Raw genomic sequence first — 22,001 nt, 5'->3', positions numbered from 1 at the left:
CGGACGTGAGACGCCCGAGTTGCCCTCGCGTTAACGACCCGGCCGCGCGACGCCGCCGGCCCTCGCGGGCGGTCGCGCGGACCGCCGGCTCAGCTGACCCGGGTGCTGCCGGAGGGCGGCGGCGGGCCGTCGTCGCCACCCTCACCCGGCGCGGCCTGCGGTGGCCTCCGCGCCTCCCGGTCCACCGTCTCCACGTCCGGCCCGGCCCCGGCGGCGCCCGTGCCACCCTCGCCGCCTTCTTCGCCCTCCCCCACCTGCTCCAGCGTCCCCTCCGGGGGCACCACCCGCTTCTCCTCCGCGAAGTGACAGGCCGAATCGTGCTTGGCCGGGGTGTCCGTCAGCCGGAAGGCGGCCGGGACCGCCAGCAGCGGCACCTCCAGCTCGCACCGCTCCTGCGCCTTCCAGCAGCGGGTGCGGAAGCGGCAGCCGGACGGCGGGTTGGCGGGCGAGGGCACGTCGCCGTGCAGGATGATCCGCTCGCGGTACTCGCGCGCCATCGGGTCCGGCACCGGCACCGCGGAGAGCAGCGCCTGGGTGTACGGGTGCGTGGGGTGGTCGTAGATCTCCTCGTCCGTGCCGATCTCGATGAACCGGCCGAGGTACATCACGCCGACCCGGTCGGAGATGTGCCGGACGATGGAGAGGTCGTGGGCGATGAACACATAGCTGAGGTTGAACTCCGCCTGGAGCCGGTCCAGCAGGTTGACCACCTGGGCCTGGACGGAGACGTCCAGGGCCGAGACGGGTTCGTCGGCGACGATGATCTCCGGGTTGAGCGCGAGGCCGCGGGCGATGCCGATGCGCTGGCGCTGGCCGCCGGAGAACTGGTGCGGGTAGCGGTTGATGTACTCCGGGTTGAGGCCGACGACGTCCAGCAGGTCCTGGACCTTGCGCCGCCGGTCGCCCTTCGGAGCCACCTCGGGGTGGATCTCGTACGGCTCCCCGATGATGTCGCCGACCGTCATCCGCGGGTTCAGCGAGGTGTACGGGTCCTGGAACACCATCTGGATGTTGCGGCGCACGGCCTTGAGCGCCCGGCCGGACAGCTTGGTGACGTCCTCGCCCTTGTACCGGATCGCACCGGCCGTCGGCCGCTCCAGATGCACCAGCATCCGGGCGACGGTCGACTTCCCGCAGCCGGACTCCCCCACGATGCCCAGGGTCTCGCCGGCCGCCAGGTCGAAGGAGACCCCGTCGACGGCCTTGACGGCACCGATCTGCTTCTTGATCAGGATGCCCTGGGTCAGGGGGTAGTGCTTGACGAGGTCGCGCACCTCCAGGATCGGCTCGCCGCCCGCGTACGCGCTGCCCTGCCGCGACTTGGACAGGAGCGCCCGTGCCACCTCGCCCTCTTCGCGCGCTTCCCTGCGCCCCGTGTGGTCAGCGCTCATCGAGCGTCTCCTTCCAGAAGTGGCAGGCGCTCTGCCGGTGCTCGGCCACGTCGTAGAGCGGCGGCACGTCGGTACGGCAGACGTCCTGCGCCTTCGGGCAGCGCGGGTTGAAGGCGCAGCCGGGCGGGATGTGCAGCAGGTTGGGCGGCAGGCCCTTGATCGCGTAGAGCTCCTGGCCCTTCTGGTCCAGGCGCGGGATGGAGCGGAGCAGGCCCTTGGTGTACGGGTGTGCGGGCGCCTTGTAGATGTCGTGGACGGGTGAGGTCTCGACGATCCGGCCCGCGTACATCACCGCGATCTTGTCGGCGACGTCGGCGACCACGCCCAGGTCGTGGGTGATCAGGATGAGGCCCATGTTCAGCTCGCGCTGGAGCTCGGCGAGGAGGTCCATCACCTGGGCCTGGACGGTGACGTCGAGGGCGGTGGTGGGTTCGTCCGCGATGATCAGCGAGGGTTCCAGGGCCAGCGCCATCGCGATCATGATGCGCTGGCGCATGCCGCCGGAGAACTGGTGCGGGTAGTTGCCGACCCGCTCCTTGGCGGCCGGGATGCGGACCCGGTCCATCAGCTCGACGGCCTTGGCCTTCGCGTCCTTGCGGGACAGCCCGCGGTGCACGACGAACATCTCGCCGAGCTGCTCCCCCACGGTGAGCACGGGGTTGAGGGAGGAGAGCGCGTCCTGGAAGATCATGGCCATCTCCTGGCCTCGGATCTTCCGGCGCTCCTCCTTCTTGAGCTTCAGCAGGTCGCGGTCCTTGAAGAAGATCTCGCCGCCGCTGATCTTTCCGGGCGGCATGTCGAGAATGCCCATGATCGCCTGCGCGGTGACCGATTTGCCGGAGCCGGACTCGCCGAGCACGGCGAGCGTCTCGCCCTCGGCCACCGAGTAGTTGACCCCGTTGACGGCCCTGGCGACCCCGTCCCGGGTGTGGAACTCCACGTGCAGATCGCGCACTTCGAGCAACATGGCAGCGGACTCCTCAGCGCAGCTTGGGATCGAGGGCGTCGCGCACCGCGTCGCCGAGCATGATGAACGCGAGCACGGTGACCGCCAGCGCGCCGGCCGGCCAGAGGAGCATGTGCGGGGCGTTGCGGATGTACTGGGACGCTGCCGAGATGTCGATGCCCCAGGAGACGGCCGGCGGCTTCAGGCCGACGCCGAGGAACGACAGGGTCGCCTCCAGGGAGATGTACGTGCCCAGCGCGATCGTCGCGACGACGATGACCGGTGCGACGGCGTTCGGTGCGATGTGGCGAAGCATCATCCGTCCGTTGGAGGCGCCGAGCGCCCGGGCCGCCTGCACGTAGTCGTTGTGTTTGGCGGTGATCACGGAGCCGCGGGCGATGCGGGCGATCTGCGGCCAGCCCAGCAGCACGATGAAGCCGATGACCGGCCAGACGGTGGAGCTGGTCACCACGGAGAGGAAGACCAGTCCGCCGAGGACGACGGGGATGCCGAAGAAGACGTCGGTGAGGCGGGAGAGGATCGCGTCCCACCAGCCGCCGAAGAAGCCGGCCAGACCGCCGAGGACGCTGCCGATCAGGGAGACGCCGATGGTGGAGCAGATGCCGACGGTCACGGAGTTCCGGGCGCCGTACACGACCCGGGTGTAGACGTCGCAGCCCTGTCCGTCGTACCCGAAGGGGTGGCCGGGCTGGGAGCCCTCCTGGGCCTTGTCCAGGTCGCAGTCGAGGGGGTCGCCGGAGGCGATGAGCTGCGGCCAGATCGAGATGATCACCAGGAACAGGATGATCAGCGCGGAGATGATGAAGACGGGGTTGCGGCGCAGGTCGCGCCAGGCGTCGGACCACAGGCTCTGGGGTTTGGTGTCGGGGCCCGTTCCCCGGGGGCCGCCGGGAGTCTTCTCGAGGGTGTCGCCCTCGTCGAGTGCGAGGTCCATCGTTCCGCCGGCTCCGGCGGACGAGATCGCCTCGTCCGGTGTCTGCTCAGGCATAGCGGATCCTCGGGTCGAGTACGGCGTACAGCAGGTCGACGATCAGGTTCGCCGCCAGGAAGACCAGCACCAGGACGGTGACGAACCCGACGACGGTCTGGGAGTTCTGGCGCAGAATGCCCTGGTAGAGCTGGTAGCCGACGCCGTGGATGTTGAAGATCCGCTCGGTGACGATCGCCCCGCCCATCAGGGCGCCCACGTCCGTACCGATGAAGGTGATGACGGGGATCAGCGAGTTGCGCAGCAGGTGGCGGATGATGACGCGGCGTCTGGGCAGGCCCTTGGCGACCGCGGTGCGCACGTAGTCGGCGCGGGCGTTCTCGGCGATCGAGGTGCGGGTGAGCCGGGTGACGTAGGCCAGCGAGACGGAGGCGACCACGAGGCCGGGGATGAGCAGCTCGTTGAGCGGTGCCTCGCTGGAGACGGAGGGTTTGATGACGCCCCACTCCACGCCGAGCAGGAGTTGCAGGAGCAGACCGGTGACGAAGGTCGGGATGGAGATGACGACCAGGGTCAGGATCAGCACGCCGGTGTCGATGGGGCGGCCGCGGCGCAGGCCGGTGAGGACGCCGAGGGTGATGCCGATGACGATCTCGAAGACGATCGCGATGAGGGTGAGGCGGATGGTGATGGGGAAGGCCGTGGCCATCAGCTCGGTGACCTTCTGCCCGTTGAACGCGGTGCCGAAGTCGCCGGTGAAGACATTGCCCATGTACGTGAGGTATTGCTGCCAGACCGGCTTGTCGAGGCCGAATTCCGAACGGAGTTGGGCGGCGGTCGCCGGGTCGCACTGGCGGTCGCCGCAGAGACCCGCGATGGGGTCACCCATCACGTTAACCATGAGGAAGATCAACAGCGTGGTGCCGAAGAAGACCGGGATCATCTGCAGCAGCCGCCGGATCACATAACGTCCCATGAAGGGCTCCGGGGGTCGCGGGTGGCTGAGGTGTCATCGGGGGCCGGGGACGGGGAAGCCGGGTGGCCGGTGCGTGAGCGCCCCGGCCACCCGGCTGCCTACCGGGTCACTTGACCTCGATCTGCTCGTACACCGGGACGCTGAACTGGTTCAGCGAGACGTTGGTGACGTTCTCCGAGTAGCCGGCACTGCCGTTCTGGTACCAGAGCGGGATGACGGGCATCTGCTGGACCATGACCTTCTCGGCGTCCTGGAAGGTGGAGACGGCCTCGGCCTTGTCCGACTCGGCGTTCGCCTTGTTGACGAGGCTGTCGAACTGCTTGTTGTTCCACTTGCCGTCGTTGGACGAGGCGTTGGTGTAGTAGACGGGCTGCAGGAAGTTCTGGATCAGCGGGTAGTCCATCTGCCAGCCCGCGCGCCAGGCGCCGTGCAGCTTCTGCTGGGAGACCTGGCTGCGGAAGTCGGCGAAGGTGCCGACCGGGGCGCCCACGCACGCCTTGTTGTTGCCCATGACCTTGTTGATGCTGTTGCAGACGGCGTCGACCCACTCCTTGTGGGATCCGGTGTCCGCGTTGTACGAGATCTTGAGCTGGCCGCCGGGGATGCCACCGCCGTCCTGGATCATCTTCTTGGCGTCGGCGGCGTTGTACGTGCACTCCTTGCCGCAGAGGCCCTTCTTGAAGCCGCCGTCGGCGCCGAGGACCGGGGAGGTCCAGTCGGAGGCGGGGGTGCGGGTCTTCTGGAAGATCTGGTTGGTGATCTGCTCCCGGTTGATCGCCATGGAGAGGCCCTGGCGAACCTTGATCGCGCCTGCGGTGTTCCACTGCTTGTCGTAGAACGGGAACGCGAGGGTCTGGATGATGCCGGCCGGGGTGTTGATGTAACGGTCGCCGAGGTCCGCCTTGACGTTCTTGAGCTGGGACGCAGGCACGTCGTCGACGAGGTCGAGGTTGCCGGCCGTCAGGTCGGTGTAGGCGGTGTTGTTGTCGGTGTAGACCTTGAGGTCGATCCCGCCGTTCTTCGCCTTGTCGTCACCGGGGTAGTCGTCCCACTTGCGCAGGCTCATGGACGAGCCCTTGGTGTACTTGTCGATCGTGTACGGGCCGTTGCCGACCGGCTTGGACACCCAGGCGTCGTGGTCGGTGAAGAAGGCCTTGGGCAGCGGCGCGAAGGCGGGATAACCGAGGGTGTCGGGCCACAGGGAGAACTTCTGCGTCAGCTTGACGGTGAAGGTCTTGTCGTTCACGAGCTTCAGCCCGGAGAGCGTGTTGGCGCTCGCCGAGCCGGTCTCGGGGTGGACCTTGTCGTATCCGTCGATATAGCCGAAGAAGTAGGCGTTCTTCTGGTTGTTCTTCAACAGGGCGCCGTAGTTCCAGGCGTCCACGAACGACTTGGCGGTGACCTTCTCGCCGTTGCTGAAGGTCCAGCCGTCCTTCACCGTGATGGTGAAGTTCTGGTTGTCCTTCGACTCGATCTTGTCGGCGAGCATGTTCATCGCCTCGCCGGTCTTCGGGTCGTACTTCTTCAGCCCCCGGAAGATCATGTCGAGCACCTTGCCGCCCTGCACCTCGTTGGTGTTGGCGGGCTCCAGCGGGTTCTGCGGGTCACCCCACGAGGAGCTCACGATCCCATCCGCGCCACCGCCACCACCGCCGCTGTCCCCTCCGCCGCAGGCCGTCGCCGCCAGGGCGACGGCCACCGCGCATGCGGCCCACTTGACCTGTGTGGCTCCGCGCATGGAGTGCCTCCTCGTAGTGCTCCGTCTTACGTGAGGTCAAATATCACCTCATAAGAGGATCACTGCACCCGCACTACGGCCGAATGTGTCACCCCGCCACCTGAAGGGCAGAACGCACGACCAGGAAATCCGGATAACGAAAAGGACACATGCGTGATCGGACGCAAGCGGCCGGGATGACCCGAAAGGTCGCGTCCGCGCGGCAGCCGTCCACCCCGATCTCGCCCCGTGCATGCCAAGTTCCTGTCAAGAAGCTAAAGACCCCGTATGGACTTTCACAGCTGATTGACCGCTGTCAACTCGGTTGATTGGGTCCATCCCAACCTCTTCTTCACACTCCTCCCACCCGGAGGACGCGTTCCGTACGGGGACAGGAGCACGATGACCACGCCATCCCCGGCCCCCAGTCTTTCGGTGGACATGACGCCCACCGAATTGACCGGGGAGTCCCGGCTGCCCGACAGCACCAACAAGGGCGCGGCCGCCAGGAGTCCGGGCCGTCTGGCCTGGATCCGCTTCAAGCGCGACAAGACCGGCGTGGTGTCCGCCTGCATCGTCGTGTTCTTCTTCGTGATCGCGCTGGCGGCGCCGCTGATCGCGAAGCTGTACGGCAAGGATCCGTACACGACCTACGGCCAGGACATACCCGGGCTGCTCAACGGCTTCGCGTATCCGATCAAACCCAACGGCGGCATCAGCAGCGAGTACTGGTTCGGCATCGAGCCACAACTGGGCCGAGACGTCTTCACGTTCCTGCTGTACGGCATCCGCACGTCGCTGCTCATCGCGGCGGCAACCACGATCCTCGTCACCGTCGTCGGCGTGATCGTCGGCATCACGGCCGGCTATCTGGGCGGCCGGACGGACTACTTCATCGGCCGGGTCATCGACATCCTGCTGTCGTTCCCGTCGACGCTGTTCTTCATCGCCTTCATGCCGGTCGTCTACAGCCTGTTCGTCGCACCGGACGACGAGATCCCGACGTCGCTGCGGGCCACCTCCCTGATCCTCGTCCTCACCGCCTTCGGCTGGGCCTCGATGGCCCGCCTGCTGCGCGGTCAGGTACTCGCCCTGCGCGAACGGGAGTTCATCGAGGCCGCCAAGGTGACCGGCGCCTCGCCCACCAGGATCATCTTCAAGGAACTGCTTCCGAATCTCTGGACGCCGATCCTGATCCAGGCGACCCTCGCCCTGCCGGCCTATGTGACGGCGGAGGCGGGCCTGGCCTTCCTCGGCGTCGGCATCATCGACCCGACCCCGGACTGGGGCGTGATGATCCAGCGCGGAGCGTCCTTCTACACGGACGACATCACCTTCATGCTCTTCCCCGGCATCTCCATGATCGTGTTCGTGCTCGCCTTCAATCTGCTCGGCGACTCGGTACGCGACGCCCTGGACCCGAAGTCCAAGGGCTGATCCGACGCCCTATCGGTCCGGCCGCCGTGGTCCGGCCCGTCGTACGTGCCCGTCCCTCGATTCCAAGGACACATAGACATGTCTTTCTCCCGCAGAAACTTCCTGATAGCCACCGGTGTGGCGGCCGCGAGCACCACGGTCCTGAGCGCATGCAGCAGCGGTGACGCGGGCGGCGGCGGCAAGACCGGCGAGAAGGACGCGCCCAAGGTCAGCGGCACCAAGAAGGAGGCGATCCTGGTCGGCACCAAGGCCGACTCCACGGGTCCCGCCCCCGAGGTCCCGAGCGCGGTCAAGGGCGGCACCATCTACACGATGGACCAGATCGACTGCGACCACCTGGACCCGGCGCAGATCTGGTCGTCGTACGAGGGCTACCTCACCCCCCTCTTCATGCGCGGGCTGGTCGGCTACAAGGTCGCCATGGACGGCGGGACCACGCTGGTGGGCGACCTCGCCACCGACGCCGGTACGACCAAGGACGGCGGCAAGACCTGGTCGTTCACGCTCAAGGAGGGCGTGAAGTGGCAGGACGGCTCCGACATCAGCATGGATGACGTCCGGCACACCTTCGAGCGCCTCTTCGCCAAGTTCGTTACCTTCGGGCCGCGTTACCCGCAGCAGTGGCTGGTCGGCGGCGACAAGTACAAGGGCCCTTACGAGGGCAAGCACCTCGACTCGATCGAGATCGAGGGCCGGACCGTCACCTTCCACCTCACCGAGGCCCGCGGTGACTTCAACTTCACCCTGAGCATGCGGGCGTTCTCCATGGTGCCGAAGAAGAAGGACACCAAGGAGGACTACGACAAGCAGCCGTTCTCCTGCGGACCGTACAAAATCGACAACCGCAAGATCGGCAAGTCGATGTCCCTGTCGCGCAACGAGCACTGGGACCCGGCCACCGACCCGATCCGCAACGCGTACCCGGACAAGTTCGAGCTGCAGTTCGGCTTCCAGTCCCTCGCGTCCACCGACCGCTACATCGCCGATCAGGGCAACGACCAGCACACCCTGTCGATGCTCAACGAGGTCGCCCCCGAGCGCATCCAGAAGGTCCTCGGCGACCCGGCCCTGAAGAAGCGCGTCCTGACCCACCTCGACGCCGCGACGTACTACTACGCGATCAACACGACCCGCATCAAGGACGTCAAGGTCCGCCAGGCGCTCAACTACGCCTGGCCGGCGCAGCAGACGCAGCTCATCCGCGGTGGCGCCTCGTCCTCGGAGATCGCGACCACCGTCATCAGCCCCCTCACCCCGGGCCACGCGGACTTCGACCTCTACGGCAAGAAGGCCAAGCCCGCGGGCGACCCGGTCAAGGCCAAGGCGCTCCTGAAGGAGGCCGGCGCGGAGGGCCAGAAGATCGTCATCGCCTTCCAGCAGTCCGACAACGCGGTCAAGCAGGCCGTCGCCATCAAGAGCGCGCTGACGAAGGCGGGCTTCGACGTGGTGACGAAGCAGGTCGACAAGACCTCCTTCTACAGCCAGATCGCCCAGATCGACAACAAGTTCGACATGTTCGCGGCCGGCTGGTCCGCCGACTGGCCGGGCGGCTACACGGCCCTCCAGCCGACCTTCGACGGCCGGGTCATCGCCAACGGCGCCTCCAACTGGCCGCAGCTGAACGACACGGGCGTCAACAAGGCCATCGATGCCGCGGCCAAGATCACCGACGTCGAGGAGGCCAACAAGGCCTGGGGCGCGATCGACCGCCAGATCATGGAACTGGCCGCCTGCGTGCCGGACTACTGGCCGATCCGCAACTGGTTCCACGGCTCCAAGGTCGGCGGCATGGTCTACGACTCGGGTAACACCGGCATCGCCATCACCAAGCTCTTCGCGATGGCGTAACCCGGCCGGGGAGGGCGGCCCGACCGGCCGCCCTCCCCCGTTCCCGGTTCCCTTCCCCGCTCCCCACACCCCGGCGACGGCGCCACACCCGGAAAGTCACGATCCATGCTTCGTTTCCTGCTCCGCCGCGTGACCGGCGCTCTCGTCATTCTGCTGATCATCAGCGCCATCACCTTCTACCTCTTCTACGCCATACCCCGTGACCCCGCGAGGCTCGCCTGCGGCAAGGTCTGCACCCCGGAACTGCTCACCCAGATCAAGCAGAACCTGGGGATCGCCGACCCGCTGCCCGTCCAGTACTGGCACTGGCTCGCCGGCATCTTCACCGGCCGGGACTACGGGAACTACGGCCACTGCCCGGCCCCCTGCCTCGGCTACTCCTTCACCAACCGCCAGCCCGTCTTCGGCACGATCATGGACCGGCTCCCGACGACCCTCTCGATCTCACTGGGCGCTTCCGTCTTCTTCGTGATCTTCGGTGTCGGTGCGGGCATGCTCGCCGCCGTCAAGCACGGCAAGCCCTTGGACAAGATCGCCAGCTCGGCCTCCCTGCTCGGGTCTTCGCTGCAGATCTACTTCGTCGGCTACATCGCCATGTTCCTGCTGGTCCAGCAGATGGGCCTGCTCAGCCAGCCCTCCTACACGCCCTTCACCGAGAACCCGGCGAAGTGGGCCTCGGGGCTGCTGCTCCCATGGCTGGTGCTGTCGATCATCTTCACCGCCAACTACACCCGCATGACCCGCTCCCAGCTGGTCGAACAGCTCAGCGAGGATTACGTCCGCACGGCGCGCGCCAAGGGGCTGTCCCGGAGCTCGGTCTTCTTCCGCTTCGCCTGGCGGGGCGCGATGGGCCCCATCGTCACCATCTTCGGCATCGACCTGGGCACTCTCGTCGGCGGCGCCATCATCACCGAGGCGACCTTCAGCCTCCAGGGCCTCGGCCAGCTCTCCGTCCACTCGGTCGACACGAGCGACCTGCCCATGCTGATGGGGGTCACCGTGGTCGCCGCCGGTGCCATCGTCTTCGCGAACATCATCGTGGACGCGGTCTACGGCCTCATCGACCCACGGATCCGGCTCGCCTGACCCCCGCTCGCCCGTTCCGGTCCCACCCTCTGCCTCCCGCACCGTCCTCCTGGAGCGTCCCCGTGACGAGCACCGATCAGCCTCCTCTTCTGTCCGTCAAGGATCTGCACGTCCACTTCTCGACCGAGGACGGCGTCGTCAAGGCCGTCGACGGCCTCTCCTTCGACGTGCAGAAGGGCAAGACCCTCGGCATCGTCGGCGAGTCCGGTTCGGGCAAGTCGGTCACCAACCTTTCGGTCCTGGGCCTGCACGATCCCGACCACACCGAGGTCGACGGCGAGATCCTGCTCGACGGGCAGGACCTGCTCGCCGCCTCCGAGCGTGAGCTGGAACGGCTCCGCGGCAACAAGATGGCGATGATCTTCCAGGACGCCCTGGCCTCGCTGTCGCCTTACCACACGATCGGCAGGCAGATCGGCGAGACCTTCCGCAAACACACTGGAGCCTCCAGGCACGAGGCTCGGGCGCGGTCCGTGGAGATGCTCACCAAGGTGGGCATCCCGCAGCCCGACCTGCGGGTGGACGACTACCCGCACCAGTTCTCCGGCGGTATGCGCCAGCGCGCGATGATCGCCATGTCGCTGGTCTGCAACCCCGCTCTCCTGATCGCGGACGAGCCCACCACCGCGCTGGACGTCACCGTGCAGGCCCAGATCATGGACTTGCTCAAGGATCTCCAGCAGGAGTTCGGCATGGGGATCGTCTTCATCACGCACGACCTGGGTGTCATCGCCGACATCGCGGACGACGTGCTGGTGATGTATGGCGGCCGGTGCGTGGAGCGTGGCACGAAGAAGGAGGTGCTGCGGGCGCCGCAGCACCCGTACACCTGGGGTCTGCTGGGGTCCATGCCGAGCCTCAAGGGGCCGGTCGATGTGCCGCTGTCGCCGATCCCGGGCACCCCCCCGAGCCTCCTCAACCCGCCGACGGGCTGCCGCTTCCATCCCCGGTGCACCTTCACCGAGCAGGTGGGCGGCGGGCGCTGCTCGGCCGAGCAGCCGCCGCTCGAACTGACCGCCGGGCGTGGAGCCGCCTGCCACCTCACCGCGGAACAGCGCACCGACTTCTTCGCCGACCTCGCCGCCATCCGGCCCAACTGACTTACGAGAGACGGGATTTCCCCACATGAGCAGCACCGATCCCCTCCTGGAAGTCTCCGGGCTCACCAAGCACTTCCCGATCAAGGGGGGATTCCCGATTCGGCGGACGATCGGCGCGGTCCAGGCCGTCGACGGCCTGGACTTCACGATCGGCGCCGGCGAGAGCCTCGGTCTGGTCGGCGAGTCCGGCTGCGGCAAGTCGACGACGGGCCGGCTGATCACCCGCCTCCTGGAACCGACCGAAGGCCGGATCTCGTACCGGGGGCAGGACATCAGTCATGCCTCGCGCAAGGCACTGGCGCCGGTCCGCTCCGAGATCCAGATGATCTTCCAGGACCCGTACGCCTCGCTCAACCCGCGGCAGACCGTCGGCAAGATCGTCGCCGCTCCCATGGAGATCAACGGCATCGACCCGACAGGTGGCCGGGAGGCTCGGGTACGGGAGTTGCTGGAGACCGTCGGCCTCAACCCGGAGCACTACAACCGCTTCCCGCACGAGTTCTCCGGTGGCCAACGCCAGCGCATCGGGGTGGCCCGCGCGCTGGCCCTGGAGCCGAAGCTCATCGTGGCCGACGAGCCGGTCTCGGCCCTGGACGTGTCGATCCAGGCACAGGTGGTGAACCTGCTGCAGAAGCTCCAGAAGGAGCTGGGCATCGCCTTCCTGTTCATCGCCCACGACCTGGCCATCGTGCGTCACTTCTCGCAGCGGGTGGCCGTCATGTACCTCGGCCGGATCGTGGAGATCGCCGACCGCGAGGACCTGTACGGCAGTCCCCGCCACCCCTACACACGAGCGCTGCTCTCGGCCGTGCCGGAGCCCACCGCCGACGACGAGCCGGTCGTCGAGCGCGTGCGGCTGGTCGGCGATGTGCCATCCCCGGTCAATCCGCCCTCCGGCTGCCGCTTCCGTACCCGCTGCTGGAAGGCGACGGAGAAGTGCGCGAGTGAGACTCCGCCGCTGACGCAGGTCCAGGACGGCCGTGACGGTCATCTGACGGCCTGCCACTACCCGGAGGAACCCACCGCCGTCGTGTCGTCCGTCCCGAAGGCGCGTACGGCGTCCGGCGGACCGCAGCTCGGCAAGGGCGACGGGGTGCGTCCCGGCAAGGCCGGCAAGAACCTGGAGGCAGGGGGCTGACACCCCTTCCCCCGCCCCGGGGACCTCCGCGCCAACGGGCCCACCGGCCCGGGACACGCGGAGCTCCCCGGCCCAAGGAACCGCGCACGCCGGCCCATTGACCCGAGCCACCTGCGAGCCCGGTTCCCGGGTACCCGGGCCCGGCGCCCGGAACCGATCGGTTCCGGGCGCCTTCGCGTTCCGCGCCGCCGGAACGGAATCGGCCGGAACTTCTGATTCCTCATAAAGAACCTCAGTAGTCGCTCAAGTCACTTATGGCACACCGACGTTGAGGCCTAACGTATGACGCGTTCAGCACAAGCAGGCCCCAATCAGGAGGACCTACGTGAAGCGTGTCATCAGCACCCTTGTCTCCGCCGCTCTGCTCGGAGCCGGCGTGGTGGCCGGAGCGGCGGCGCCCGCCTCGGCGGGTGCGAGGTGCGACGACAACCCGATCTACTCGATCGGGGACAAGAAGACCGTCTGGCGCGCCACGCAGGTGCACAGCGACTGGGCGCGGCCGGGCGTCACCATCACCTACGCCAAGAACAAGACGGGCTCCTGGACCGCGACCGGCACGGCGACCGTCGGCACCGAGGCGGGCGCGATCTTCGCGAAGGCCTCGGCCTCGTTCAGCGTCTCCGTGGGCAAGACCTGGTCCAAGTCCGACACCTGGACGTACTCGGCCACGGTCAAGAAGAAGAGCGGCAAGAGCCGCGGCCGTCTGATGATGTACCACGAGGCCAAGGGCTTCAGCGTGACGAAGTACCGCATGGTGCCCAAGAACACCGGCGGCTGCAAGAAGAGCAAGGTGTGGAAGAAGAGCAACAACGTGGCGCCGGTGAAGAAGAGCAGCAACCTGTGGGGCATCCAGTACGCGTAGCCGGACCGCGCGGCGCGGACCGTCATGAACAGCGGGGGACGACGGTCCGCCCACCGCCCGTGGGGACATGCGGAAGGCGCCCGGAACCGATCGGTTCCGGGCGCCTTCCGTTGTCGCGGGCGGGTGCGGCTACGAGACCGCGTGCACCACGTCCTTCTCCTCCGCGAAGTGGCACGCCGACTCGTGGGCGGCCGGCGTCGTCGAGGTCTTGAAGCGCTCGGGGATCGCCAGCAGCGGCATCTCCTCGGCGCACTTGGCCTCGGCCTTCCAGCAACGGGTGCGGAAGCGGCAGCCCGACGGCGGGTTGGCCGGGGACGGGACGTCGCCGGAGAGGATGATCCGCTCGCGGCCCTCACGGGCCTCCGGGTCCGGGACCGGGACCGCCGACAGCAGCGCCTGGGTGTAGGGGTGCGTCGGGTGGTCGTAGATCTGCTCGTCCGTACCGATCTCGGCCATCTTGCCGAGGTACATAACCCCGACACGGTCCGAGATGTGCCGGACGATGGACAGGTCGTGCGCGATGAAGAGGTAGGAGAGGTTGAACTCGTCCTGCAGCTTCCCCATCAGGTTGATGACCTGCGCCTGCACCGACACGTCGAGCGCGGAGACCGGCTCGTCGCAGATGATGATCTCCGGGTTGAGCGCGAGGCCGCGGGCGATGCCGATGCGCTGGCGCTGGCCGCCGGAGAACTGGTGCGGATAGCGGTTGATGTACTCCGGGTTGAGGCCGACGACGTCCAGGAGCTCCTGGACCTTGCGCCGCCGGTCGCCCTTCGGAGCCACCTCGGGGTGGATCTCGTACGGCTCCCCGATGATGTCGCCGACCGTCATCCGCGGGTTCAGCGAGGTGTACGGGTCCTGGAACACCATCTGGATGTTGCGGCGCACGGCCTTCAGCGCGCGGCCGGACAGCTTGGTGATGTCCTGGCCCTTGTAGAAGACCTCGCCGGCGGTGGCACGTTCCAGCGTCATCAGGAGCTTGGCGACGGTGGACTTGCCGCAGCCGGACTCGCCCACGATGCCGAGCGTCTCGCCCGCGTAGAGATCGAACGAGATCCCGTCCACGGCCTTGACCGCACCGACCTGCTTCTTGAACAGGACGCCCTGGGTCAGCGGGAAGTGCTTGACCAGGTTGCGGACCTGGAGGATCGGCTCGCCCTGGGACACGGGTGCCTCGATGGCGGCTACGGCGTCCGCCTCGGTGACCGCGTCGACCGTCTCCACCTCGGTGACGTTCGGGGTGGCGTCCACGGGCTCCTTCTTCATGTCAGCCATGGATCGTCTCCTTCCAGAAGTGGCAGGCGCTGCCGCGTCCGACCAGCTCGGCGCCGTCCTGCTCGGTCACCGGGCGCAGCGCCGGGATGTCCGTACGGCAGATGTCCTGCGCCATCGTGCAGCGCGGGTTGAAGGCACAGCCCGACGGCACGTGAAGCAGGTTGGGCGGCAGGCCCTTGATCGCGAAGAGCTCCTGGCCCTTTTGGTCCAGGCGCGGGATCGACTCGAGCAGCCCCTTGGTGTAGGGGTGCGCCGGGCGCTTGTAGATCTCGTGCACCGGAGCGGTCTCGACGATCCGGCCCGCGTACATGACCGCGATCTTGTCGGCGACGTCCGCGACGACGCCGAGGTCGTGCGTGATCAGGATCAGGCCCATGTTGTACTCGCGCTGGAGTTCCGCGAGCAGGTCCATGACCTGCGCCTGAACGGTCACGTCGAGCGCGGTGGTCGGCTCGTCCGCGATGATCAGGTCCGGCTCCAGGGCCAGCGCCATGGCGATCATGATGCGCTGGCGCATACCGCCGGAGAACTGGTGCGGATAGTCCGCGACCCGGGCCGCGGCGGCCGGGATCTTCACCTGGTCCATCAGCTCGATGGCCTTGGCGCGGGCTTCCTTCTTGGACAGGCCCTGGTGGACCCGGAACATCTCGCCGAGCTGGTAGCCGACGCTGAGTACCGGGTTCAGCGAGGAGAGCGCGTCCTGGAAGATCATCGCGATCTTCTGGCCGCGGATCTTCCGCCGCTCCTCGTAGGACATCTTGAGCATGTCCTGGCCGCGGAAGAGGATCTCGCCCTGCGGGATCTTGCCCGGCGGCATGTCGAGGATGCCCATGATGGCCTGCGCCGTCACGGACTTGCCGGAGCCGGACTCACCGAGAACGGCGAGGGTCTCCCCGGCGTCCACGCTGTAGTTGACACCGTTGACCGCCTTGGCCACACCGTCGCGGGTGTGGAACTCCACGTGCAGGTCACGGACTTCGAGCAGCGGGCCGACGTGGTCGTCACCCGAGCGCGGGGACGGGACTTCGGCCGTCTTGTCGATGGTGGTCACGTTCGCCCTCCTATCGCGACTTCGGATCGAGGGCGTTACGGACGGCTTCGCCGAGCATGATGAACGCCAGAACGGTGATGCTGAGCATGATCGACGGGTAGATCAGGATGTGCTGTGCGACGCGGATCTGAGCGGCGCCACCGGAGATGTCCATGCCCCAGGAGATGGTCGGCGAGGCCAGACCGAGACCCAGGTAGGACAGCGTCGCCTCGGCCGAGATGTAGACACCGAGCGAGATGGTGGCGACCACGATCACCGGGGCCATGGCGTTGGGCAGAATGTGCCGGAAAAGGATCCGGTTGGTCCCCGCGCCGAGCGCTCTGGCGGCCTGGACGTAGTCCGACTGCTTGATGACGATCACCGCGCCACGCATGACACGCGCGATCTGCGTCCAGCCGAGGAACGCCAGGGCGAAGATGACCACCCAGATCGTCCGGTCGGTGAAGGCCTGGAGGACCACCATGGCGCCCAGCAGGAAGGGGATGCCCAGGAAGACGTTGGTGAAGAACCCGGAGAGCAGGGAGTCGATCCAGCCGCCGAAGTAGCCGGCGAGCATGCCGATCAGTCCGCCGAACAGCGTCACCAGGAGGGTGACGCAGATGCCGACGGTGACCGAGGCCCGGGTGCCGTAGATGACACGGGCGTAGACGCTGTGACCCTGGCCGTCGTACCCGAGCCAGCCCTCGGAGCCGATCTTGCCGAGCTCCGGCTTGCCCAGGTAGTGGTGCACCAGGTCGGCGGAGGTCGGCGAGGCACTGGTGAACAGGCCCGGGAAGATCGCCATCACGATGAGGATGGCGATCAGTACCGAGGAGATGATGAAGTACCAGTTGGAACGCAGGTCCCGCCAGGCGTCACCCCACAGGCTACGGGCCTTCTCCGCCTTCACCACCGCCGACGGGTCCGCGACGGGCGCCTTGGCGTCCTCGGGCGTGGGGGCGGTCTTGGTCACGTCAGGCATAACGGATCCTCGGGTCCAGGACCGCGTACAGCAGGTCGACGATGAGGCTCATGAGGAGATAGACGAGCACCAGGATGGTGACGAGGCCGACGAGCGTCGTGCCTTCACGCTTGACGATCGACTCGTAGATCGTGCCGCCGACACCCTTGACGTTGAACAGGCCCTCGGTGACGACCGCGCCGCCCATCAGGGCGCCCAGGTCGGTGCCGAGGAAGGTGATGACGGGGATCAGCGAGTTGCGCATCAGGTGCACACCTATGATGCGCCGCTTGGGCAGCCCCTTGGCGATGGCGGTCCGCATGTAGTCCGAGCGCAGGTTCTCGGCCATCGTCGTACGCGTGAGTCTTGCCACGTAGGCGAGTGACAGCGATCCCAGCACGATGGCGGGCGCCAGCAGTTCACTCCACTTGGCGTCGCCGGAGACGTTCGGATCGATCCAGCCGAGCTGAAAGGCGAACACCGTCTTGACGATGAAGCCGAGGACGAACACGGGGATCGAGATGATCAGCAGGGTGAAGACCAGGACCACGTTGTCGGTGAGCCGGCCGGCCCGCAGACCGGCGACCATGCCCAGCCCGATGCCGACGATGATCTCGATGACGAACGCCATGCCGGCCAGCCGGAGGGTGACGGGGAACGCGTCGCCGAGGACGTCCGTGACGGGACGTTCGCTGGCTATCTGCTTACCGAAATCAAAGTGCAGGACGATGCCTGTCATGTAATTCCAGTACTGCTGCAGGATCGGCTGATCGAGTCCGTGCTCATGGCGAAGTCTGGCCAGTGTGGCCGGATCGACGCCCTTGTCCCCGAAGAGCCCGCGCACGGGGTCGCCGGGCAGCGTGTAGACCATCAGGAAGATCAGCAGGGTTGTCCCGAGGAAGACCGGGATCATCTGGAGCAGTCGTCGTGCGACATAGCGCCCCATCATGCCTCCATGTAATAGGCAGGCGGCAGCCGACGGGCCCTCCCCTGCACCTGACTCCCCCTGGGGTCGTCGGTTGCGTGGAAGGGCCCCCCGGCCACTGCCGTGCGGGCAGGGCGGGCCGCTTTTCAGTGCGGTCCCGCGCCTGCGCGCGGACTACGTCGGTGTGGTTACTTCTTGACTTCGACCTGAGTCAGGATCGGGTCGCCGTCCTGGGCGTACTGGACGTTCTGGACCTTCTCCGAGTAACCGGCGTTGACCTTGTAGTACCAGAGCGGAATGGTCGGCATGTACTTGACCAGCTCCTTCTCGACCTCCTGGTACCCCTTGACGGACTCGTCGAGCGTGGCGGCGGAGTCCGCGGCCTTGATCTTCGCGTCGAGGTCCTTGTTGGAGAAGAAGCCGTTGTTGCCGGCCGCACCCGTACGGAACAGGTCGCTGATGAAGTTCGCGTTCACCGGGTAGTCGAGCACCCAGGCGCCGCGGTAGAACGACTTGACCTGCTTGGCGTCACGGGCGTTCAGGTCGGCCTGGAAGTCGGCCTTCGAGTCACCGGCACACGCGACGCCGGTCGCCTGGGTGATGCTGTTGCAGACAGCCTCGACCCATTCCTTGTGGCCGCCGTCGGCGTTGAACTGGATGTAGATCTTGTTACCCGGAACACCGCCGCCCTCCTTGATGAGCGCCTTGGCCTTCGTCGGGTCGTACTTGGTGACGTCACCCGCGACGTTCGGCTGGTAGCCGAGAACGCCCTGGGCCACCCAGCCCGTGGCCGGCTCGCGGGTGCCCTGGAGCACCGTCTTGGTGATGGTGTCGCGGTCGATCGCCATCGAGAGGCCCTGCAGGACCTTCGGGTCGGTGTTCTTCCACTGCTTGGTGTACATGGCGACACCGAGCGTCTGGATCGCGGAGTACGGCTTGTCCACGGCGCGGTCACCGAGGTCGGACCGGTAGACCGGAAGGTCCTTCGGCGCGATCTGGCGCAGCACGTCGACGTTGCCGGACTTCAGGTCCTCGTAGGCGGTCTCGAGGGTGGTGTAGTTCTTGAAGAGCACACCACCGTTCTTCGCCTTGTCGGCACCCTTGTAGTCGTCGTTACGGACGACCTTGATCTGCTTCTTGTGGTCCCAGCTGACGAACTTGTACGCACCGTTGCCGACCGGCTTCTGGCCGGCGGCCTTCGGGTCCGCGTAGAAGGACTCGGGCAGCGGGGAGAAGACCGTGTAACCGAGCTTGTACGAGAAGTACGGCAGCGGGTTGTTGAGCTCCACGGTGAAGGTGGAGTCGTCGACGACCTTCAGACCCGACATGGCGTCGGCCTTGGGCTTCGCCTTCGCGTCCTCGGGGTGAACGTCCGCGAAGCCCTTGATGTCGGCGAACCAGGACGCGTTCGTCTGAGCGTTCTTGATGTTCGCGGCCCAGTTCCACGCCTTGACGTAGGACTCAGCGGTGACGGGCGTGCCGTCGTGGAACTTCCAGTCCTTCTTGAGCTTGATCGTCCAGAGCTTGCTGTCCTTGGTGTCGACAGACTCCGCGTTGATCATCTCGAGCTTGCCGGCCGGGTCGTAGTCCACCAGCTGCGAGAAGATCGCGTCGGTGACGATGCTGCCGTTCGACTCCATCGTGTTAGCCGGCTGCAGCGGGTTCTGCGGCTCACCGACCTCGATGGAGAAGATGCCATCAGGGTTGACAGCGCCCTTGGCGCTGTCCTTGCCCTTGTCGCCGTCGCTGTCGCCGCCGCCACAGGCGGTCGCCGCCAGGGCGATGATGGCCGCTCCCGCGACCCACTTGGCGCTCTTGGCACCACGCATGGGTTCCTCCTCATGAGTCCACTTTTGACTACAAGAAGGGCACTGGGTTGATACACCGACACCCCTGACGGTGATCGTTTCAGTGCCCTGAGTGTGCTCGTGAGTCGGCACCCCCCACAGTGCGTGACCCATTGACCCGAGCTCAATGGAGCCAACTATTAAGTACGACTGGGCTGTAAACCACACCTAAAGGGTCTCGTTTTGACAACATCAACCCTGCGCGTAGACCCGAAATACGGACAAAGCGATACCAGACAGACACCCCCGAAACGGACCGTTCACACACGTTCCGGAGAAGGCTGCCCGATAGTCGGACGCGCGGTCATCGAAAACGACTTTCCTTTTTCGCGGTCTCCTGCAGCACTCCCCGCTGCCGGCCGGCGGAGCCGGGAGCGCCCCGTCGCCCCATGCAAGCAGGTGGACGCCACGCTGAACAGACGGCCTGTCAGCTGATCAGACGGTCTTTGCCAACAGCCGGTCCGCGCTCGTCGCCTTCCGGGATTCGTGATATTTCCCTCAATCCCGCGTTCCGTGTCGCCGAGGGTCACGCAAGGCCGGCGGCACGGGGAAGGCCCGGTTCCGCGGCGAACCGCGGAACCGGGCCTTCTCCGTGCGAGGTGGGATCAGCGCTTGGCGCGCGACGCGGAGCGGCCGCGCTCCTTCTGGTCCAGGACGACCTTGCGGATACGCACGGTCTCCGGGGTGACCTCGATGCACTCGTCGTCGCGGCAGAACTCCAGCGACTGCTCCAGCGACAGCTTGCGGGCGGGCACCACGTTCTCCGTGGTGTCAGCGGAAGCCGCACGCATGTTGGTGAGCTTCTTCTCCTTGGTGATGTTCACGTCCATGTCGTCGGCGCGCGAGTTCTCGCCGATGATCATGCCTTCGTAGACCTCGGTGCCGGCCTCGGTGAAGATGACACCGCGCTCCTGGAGGTTGACCATCGCGAACGGCGTCACGACGCCCGAACGGTCCGCCACCAGCGAGCCGTTGTGACGGGTGCGCAGCTCGCCGAACCACGGCTCGTGGCCCTCGAACAGGGAGTGCGCGATGCCCGTGCCACGGGTCTGGGTCAGGAACTCCGTACGGAAGCCGATGAGGCCGCGGGACGGGACGATCCACTCCATGCGGACCCAGCCCGAACCGTGGTTCGTCATCGTCTCCATACGGCCCTTGCGGGTCGCCATGAGCTGCGTGATGGCGCCGAGGTGCTCCTCCGGCGAGTCGATCGTCATGCGCTCGATCGGCTCGTGGGTCTTGCCGTCGACCTGCTTGGTGACCACCTGCGGCTTGCCGACGGTGAGCTCGAAGCCTTCCCGGCGCATGGTCTCAATGAGGATCGCGAGCGCGAGCTCACCGCGGCCTTGGACCTCCCAGGCGTCGGGACGCTCGGTGTCCAGGACGCGGAGCGAGACGTTACCGACGAGCTCGCGGTCCAGACGGTCCTTGATCTGGCGGGCGGTGACCTTGTGGCCCTTGCCGCCCTTGCCGACGAGCGGCGAGGTGTTCGCACCGATGGTCATCGAGATGGCGGGCTCGTCGACCGTGATCAGCGGCAGCGCGATCGGGTTCTCGGTGTCGGCCAGGGTCTCGCCGATCATGATGTCCGGGATACCGGCGATCGCGCAGATGTCGCCCGGGCCCGCCTTCTCGGCGGGCTTGCGGGTGAGCGCCTCGGTCATCAGCAGCTCGGTGATGCGGACGTTGGACTGCGTGCCGTCACGCTTGATCCAGGTGACGGTCTGGCCCTTGCGCAGCTCGCCCTGCTCGACGCGGCACAGCGCGATACGGCCGAGGAAGTTGTCGGCGTCCAGGTTGGTGACGTGCGCCTGGAGCGGGGCGTCCTCGTCGTACTCCGGGGCCGGGACCGCGGAGAGGATGGTGCTGAAGAACGGCTCCAGGCTGTCGCTGTCCGGCGGGACGCTGCCGTCCTCCGGCTTGGTCAGCGAGGCGACGCCGTCACGGGCGCAGGCGTAGACGATCGGGAACTCGATCTGGTCCTCGTCGGCGTCCAGGTCCAGGAAGAGGTCGTACGTCTCGTCGATGACCTCGGCGATCCGGGAGTCCGGCCGGTCCGTCTTGTTGATGCAGAGGATGACCGGCAGCTTGGCCGTCAGCGCCTTGCGGAGCACGAACCGGGTCTGCGGCAGCGGGCCCTCGGACGCGTCGACCAGCAGCACCACCGCGTCCACCATCGACAGGCCTCGCTCGACCTCACCGCCGAAGTCGGCGTGGCCGGGGGTGTCGATGATGTTGATCGTGATGACGTCGCCGCCATCCTTGGGGTGGTACTTCACGGCCGTGTTCTTGGCCAGGATCGTGATGCCCTTCTCACGCTCCAGGTCGTTCGAGTCCATCATGCGATCGTCGAGGTGCTCGGCGGCGTGCGCGGCGAACGCGCCGGCCTGCTTGAGCATGGCGTCGACCAGCGTGGTCTTGCCGTGGTCGACGTGGGCGACGATGGCTACGTTACGGATGTCGTGGCGCGTGGGCATGGGTGGCTTGCGCTTCTCTCGGATCGGGGATTCAGG

General features: G+C 66.8%; 17 protein-coding genes. 6 read left to right on the top strand and 11 right to left on the bottom strand.

Features of this window, described 5'->3' with window-relative positions; all coding sequences use genetic code 11:
- Positions 1-89 precede the first annotated feature (89 nt).
- The 5 genes from ABTX18_RS08315 to ABTX18_RS08295 all read right to left on the bottom strand — a co-directional run bounded on the left by ABTX18_RS08315 (position 90) and on the right by ABTX18_RS08295 (position 6,000).
- The gene (locus ABTX18_RS08315; RefSeq protein WP_352121962.1) at positions 90-1,391 is read right to left on the bottom strand and encodes an ABC transporter ATP-binding protein; all 1,302 of its coding nucleotides are present in this window, start codon (positions 1,389-1,391) and stop codon (positions 90-92) included.
- Positions 1,381-2,358: an ABC transporter ATP-binding protein gene (locus ABTX18_RS08310; RefSeq protein ID WP_352121961.1), complete on the bottom strand. Its 978-nt coding sequence runs from the start codon at positions 2,356-2,358 to the stop codon at positions 1,381-1,383. The genes ABTX18_RS08315 and ABTX18_RS08310 overlap by 11 nt, the downstream gene beginning before the upstream one ends.
- A gap of 13 nt (positions 2,359-2,371) precedes the next feature.
- Positions 2,372-3,346 carry an ABC transporter permease gene (locus ABTX18_RS08305; protein WP_352121960.1) on the bottom strand — a complete coding sequence of 325 codons (975 nt, stop codon included), beginning with the start codon at positions 3,344-3,346 and terminating at the stop codon, positions 2,372-2,374.
- A complete protein-coding gene (locus tag ABTX18_RS08300; protein ID WP_352121959.1) occupies positions 3,339-4,262 on the bottom strand; it encodes an ABC transporter permease in 924 nt (307 codons plus the stop codon). Before ABTX18_RS08300 ends, ABTX18_RS08305 begins: the two co-directional genes overlap by 8 nt.
- 106 nt (positions 4,263-4,368) lie before the next feature.
- Positions 4,369-6,000 (bottom strand): peptide ABC transporter substrate-binding protein, encoded by a 1,632-nt coding sequence (locus tag ABTX18_RS08295; protein WP_352121958.1) that lies wholly within the window; start codon positions 5,998-6,000, stop codon positions 4,369-4,371.
- A gap of 420 nt (positions 6,001-6,420) precedes the next feature.
- Here ABTX18_RS08295 and ABTX18_RS08290 point away from each other — a divergent pair, with 420 nt between their 5' ends.
- From ABTX18_RS08290 to ABTX18_RS08265, 6 genes are all read left to right on the top strand, one after another.
- Positions 6,421-7,416 carry an ABC transporter permease gene (locus ABTX18_RS08290; RefSeq protein ID WP_503061121.1) on the top strand — a complete coding sequence of 332 codons (996 nt, stop codon included), beginning with the start codon at positions 6,421-6,423 and terminating at the stop codon, positions 7,414-7,416.
- 78 nt (positions 7,417-7,494) lie between these two features.
- On the top strand, positions 7,495-9,264 hold the full coding sequence (locus ABTX18_RS08285; protein ID WP_352121956.1) for an ABC transporter substrate-binding protein: 1,770 nt from the start codon (positions 7,495-7,497) through the stop codon (positions 9,262-9,264).
- A 105-nt stretch (positions 9,265-9,369) separates the two neighbouring features.
- Entirely contained in the window at positions 9,370-10,350 is a 981-nt protein-coding gene (locus ABTX18_RS08280; protein ID WP_352121955.1) for an ABC transporter permease, read from the top strand.
- A gap of 62 nt (positions 10,351-10,412) precedes the next feature.
- The gene (locus ABTX18_RS08275) at positions 10,413-11,450 is read left to right on the top strand and encodes an ABC transporter ATP-binding protein (RefSeq protein ID WP_352121954.1); all 1,038 of its coding nucleotides are present in this window, start codon (positions 10,413-10,415) and stop codon (positions 11,448-11,450) included.
- A gap of 25 nt (positions 11,451-11,475) precedes the next feature.
- Positions 11,476-12,588, top strand: a complete 1,113-nt coding sequence (locus ABTX18_RS08270; protein WP_352121953.1) for an ABC transporter ATP-binding protein — start codon at positions 11,476-11,478, stop codon at positions 12,586-12,588.
- A gap of 325 nt (positions 12,589-12,913) precedes the next feature.
- Positions 12,914-13,450 carry a hypothetical protein gene (locus ABTX18_RS08265; protein ID WP_352121952.1) on the top strand — a complete coding sequence of 179 codons (537 nt, stop codon included), beginning with the start codon at positions 12,914-12,916 and terminating at the stop codon, positions 13,448-13,450.
- A 129-nt stretch (positions 13,451-13,579) separates the two neighbouring features.
- On the opposite strand, the gene ABTX18_RS08260 is transcribed toward ABTX18_RS08265, so the two are convergent.
- The 6 genes from ABTX18_RS08260 to typA all read right to left on the bottom strand — a co-directional run bounded on the left by ABTX18_RS08260 (position 13,580) and on the right by typA (position 21,965).
- Entirely contained in the window at positions 13,580-14,725 is a 1,146-nt protein-coding gene (locus ABTX18_RS08260) for an ABC transporter ATP-binding protein (RefSeq protein WP_352121951.1), read from the bottom strand.
- Complete coding sequence (locus ABTX18_RS08255) at positions 14,718-15,776, bottom strand: ABC transporter ATP-binding protein (protein ID WP_352121950.1); 1,059 nt, start codon at positions 15,774-15,776, stop codon at positions 14,718-14,720. Before ABTX18_RS08255 ends, ABTX18_RS08260 begins: the two co-directional genes overlap by 8 nt.
- A 10-nt stretch (positions 15,777-15,786) precedes the next feature.
- A complete protein-coding gene (locus ABTX18_RS08250; RefSeq protein ID WP_352121949.1) occupies positions 15,787-16,737 on the bottom strand; it encodes an ABC transporter permease in 951 nt (316 codons plus the stop codon).
- Entirely contained in the window at positions 16,730-17,662 is a 933-nt protein-coding gene (locus ABTX18_RS08245; protein ID WP_352122459.1) for an ABC transporter permease, read from the bottom strand. The genes ABTX18_RS08250 and ABTX18_RS08245 overlap by 8 nt, the downstream gene beginning before the upstream one ends.
- A 167-nt stretch (positions 17,663-17,829) precedes the next feature.
- A complete protein-coding gene (locus tag ABTX18_RS08240; protein WP_352121948.1) occupies positions 17,830-19,470 on the bottom strand; it encodes a peptide ABC transporter substrate-binding protein in 1,641 nt (546 codons plus the stop codon).
- A gap of 623 nt (positions 19,471-20,093) precedes the next feature.
- Entirely contained in the window at positions 20,094-21,965 is a 1,872-nt protein-coding gene (typA, locus tag ABTX18_RS08235) for a translational GTPase TypA (protein WP_352121947.1), read from the bottom strand.
- Positions 21,966-22,001: the final 36 nt, after the last annotated feature.

The organism is Streptomyces sp. NPDC096323 (genome assembly GCF_040302845.1).
Taxonomy (GTDB): Bacteria; Actinomycetota; Actinomycetes; order Streptomycetales; family Streptomycetaceae; genus Streptomyces.
The sequence above is the reverse complement of the archived record's forward strand: the minus strand, read 5'-3'. Positions and strand labels throughout refer to the sequence as shown.

Excerpts from the sequence above, each read along its gene's own strand:
- ABTX18_RS08305 (WP_352121960.1), bottom strand. The coding sequence starts at position 3,346 with ATGCCTGAGCAGACACCGGACGAGGCGATCTCGTCCGCCGGAGCCGGC.
- ABTX18_RS08250 (WP_352121949.1), bottom strand. The coding sequence starts at position 16,737 with ATGCCTGACGTGACCAAGACCGCCCCCACGCCCGAGGACGCCAAGGCG.
- ABTX18_RS08240 (WP_352121948.1), bottom strand. The coding sequence starts at position 19,470 with ATGCGTGGTGCCAAGAGCGCCAAGTGGGTCGCGGGAGCGGCCATCATC.
- ABTX18_RS08270 (WP_352121953.1), top strand. The coding sequence starts at position 11,476 with ATGAGCAGCACCGATCCCCTCCTGGAAGTCTCCGGGCTCACCAAGCAC.
- ABTX18_RS08310 (WP_352121961.1), bottom strand. The coding sequence starts at position 2,358 with ATGTTGCTCGAAGTGCGCGATCTGCACGTGGAGTTCCACACCCGGGAC.
- ABTX18_RS08280 (WP_352121955.1), top strand. The coding sequence starts at position 9,370 with ATGCTTCGTTTCCTGCTCCGCCGCGTGACCGGCGCTCTCGTCATTCTG.
- ABTX18_RS08300 (WP_352121959.1), bottom strand. The coding sequence starts at position 4,262 with ATGGGACGTTATGTGATCCGGCGGCTGCTGCAGATGATCCCGGTCTTC.
- ABTX18_RS08245 (WP_352122459.1), bottom strand. The coding sequence starts at position 17,662 with ATGGGGCGCTATGTCGCACGACGACTGCTCCAGATGATCCCGGTCTTC.
- ABTX18_RS08260 (WP_352121951.1), bottom strand. The coding sequence starts at position 14,725 with ATGGCTGACATGAAGAAGGAGCCCGTGGACGCCACCCCGAACGTCACC.
- ABTX18_RS08295 (WP_352121958.1), bottom strand. The coding sequence starts at position 6,000 with ATGCGCGGAGCCACACAGGTCAAGTGGGCCGCATGCGCGGTGGCCGTC.
- typA (WP_352121947.1), bottom strand. The coding sequence starts at position 21,965 with ATGCCCACGCGCCACGACATCCGTAACGTAGCCATCGTCGCCCACGTC.
- ABTX18_RS08290 (WP_503061121.1), top strand. The coding sequence starts at position 6,421 with ATGACGCCCACCGAATTGACCGGGGAGTCCCGGCTGCCCGACAGCACC.
- ABTX18_RS08285 (WP_352121956.1), top strand. The coding sequence starts at position 7,495 with ATGTCTTTCTCCCGCAGAAACTTCCTGATAGCCACCGGTGTGGCGGCC.
- ABTX18_RS08315 (WP_352121962.1), bottom strand. The coding sequence starts at position 1,391 with ATGAGCGCTGACCACACGGGGCGCAGGGAAGCGCGCGAAGAGGGCGAG.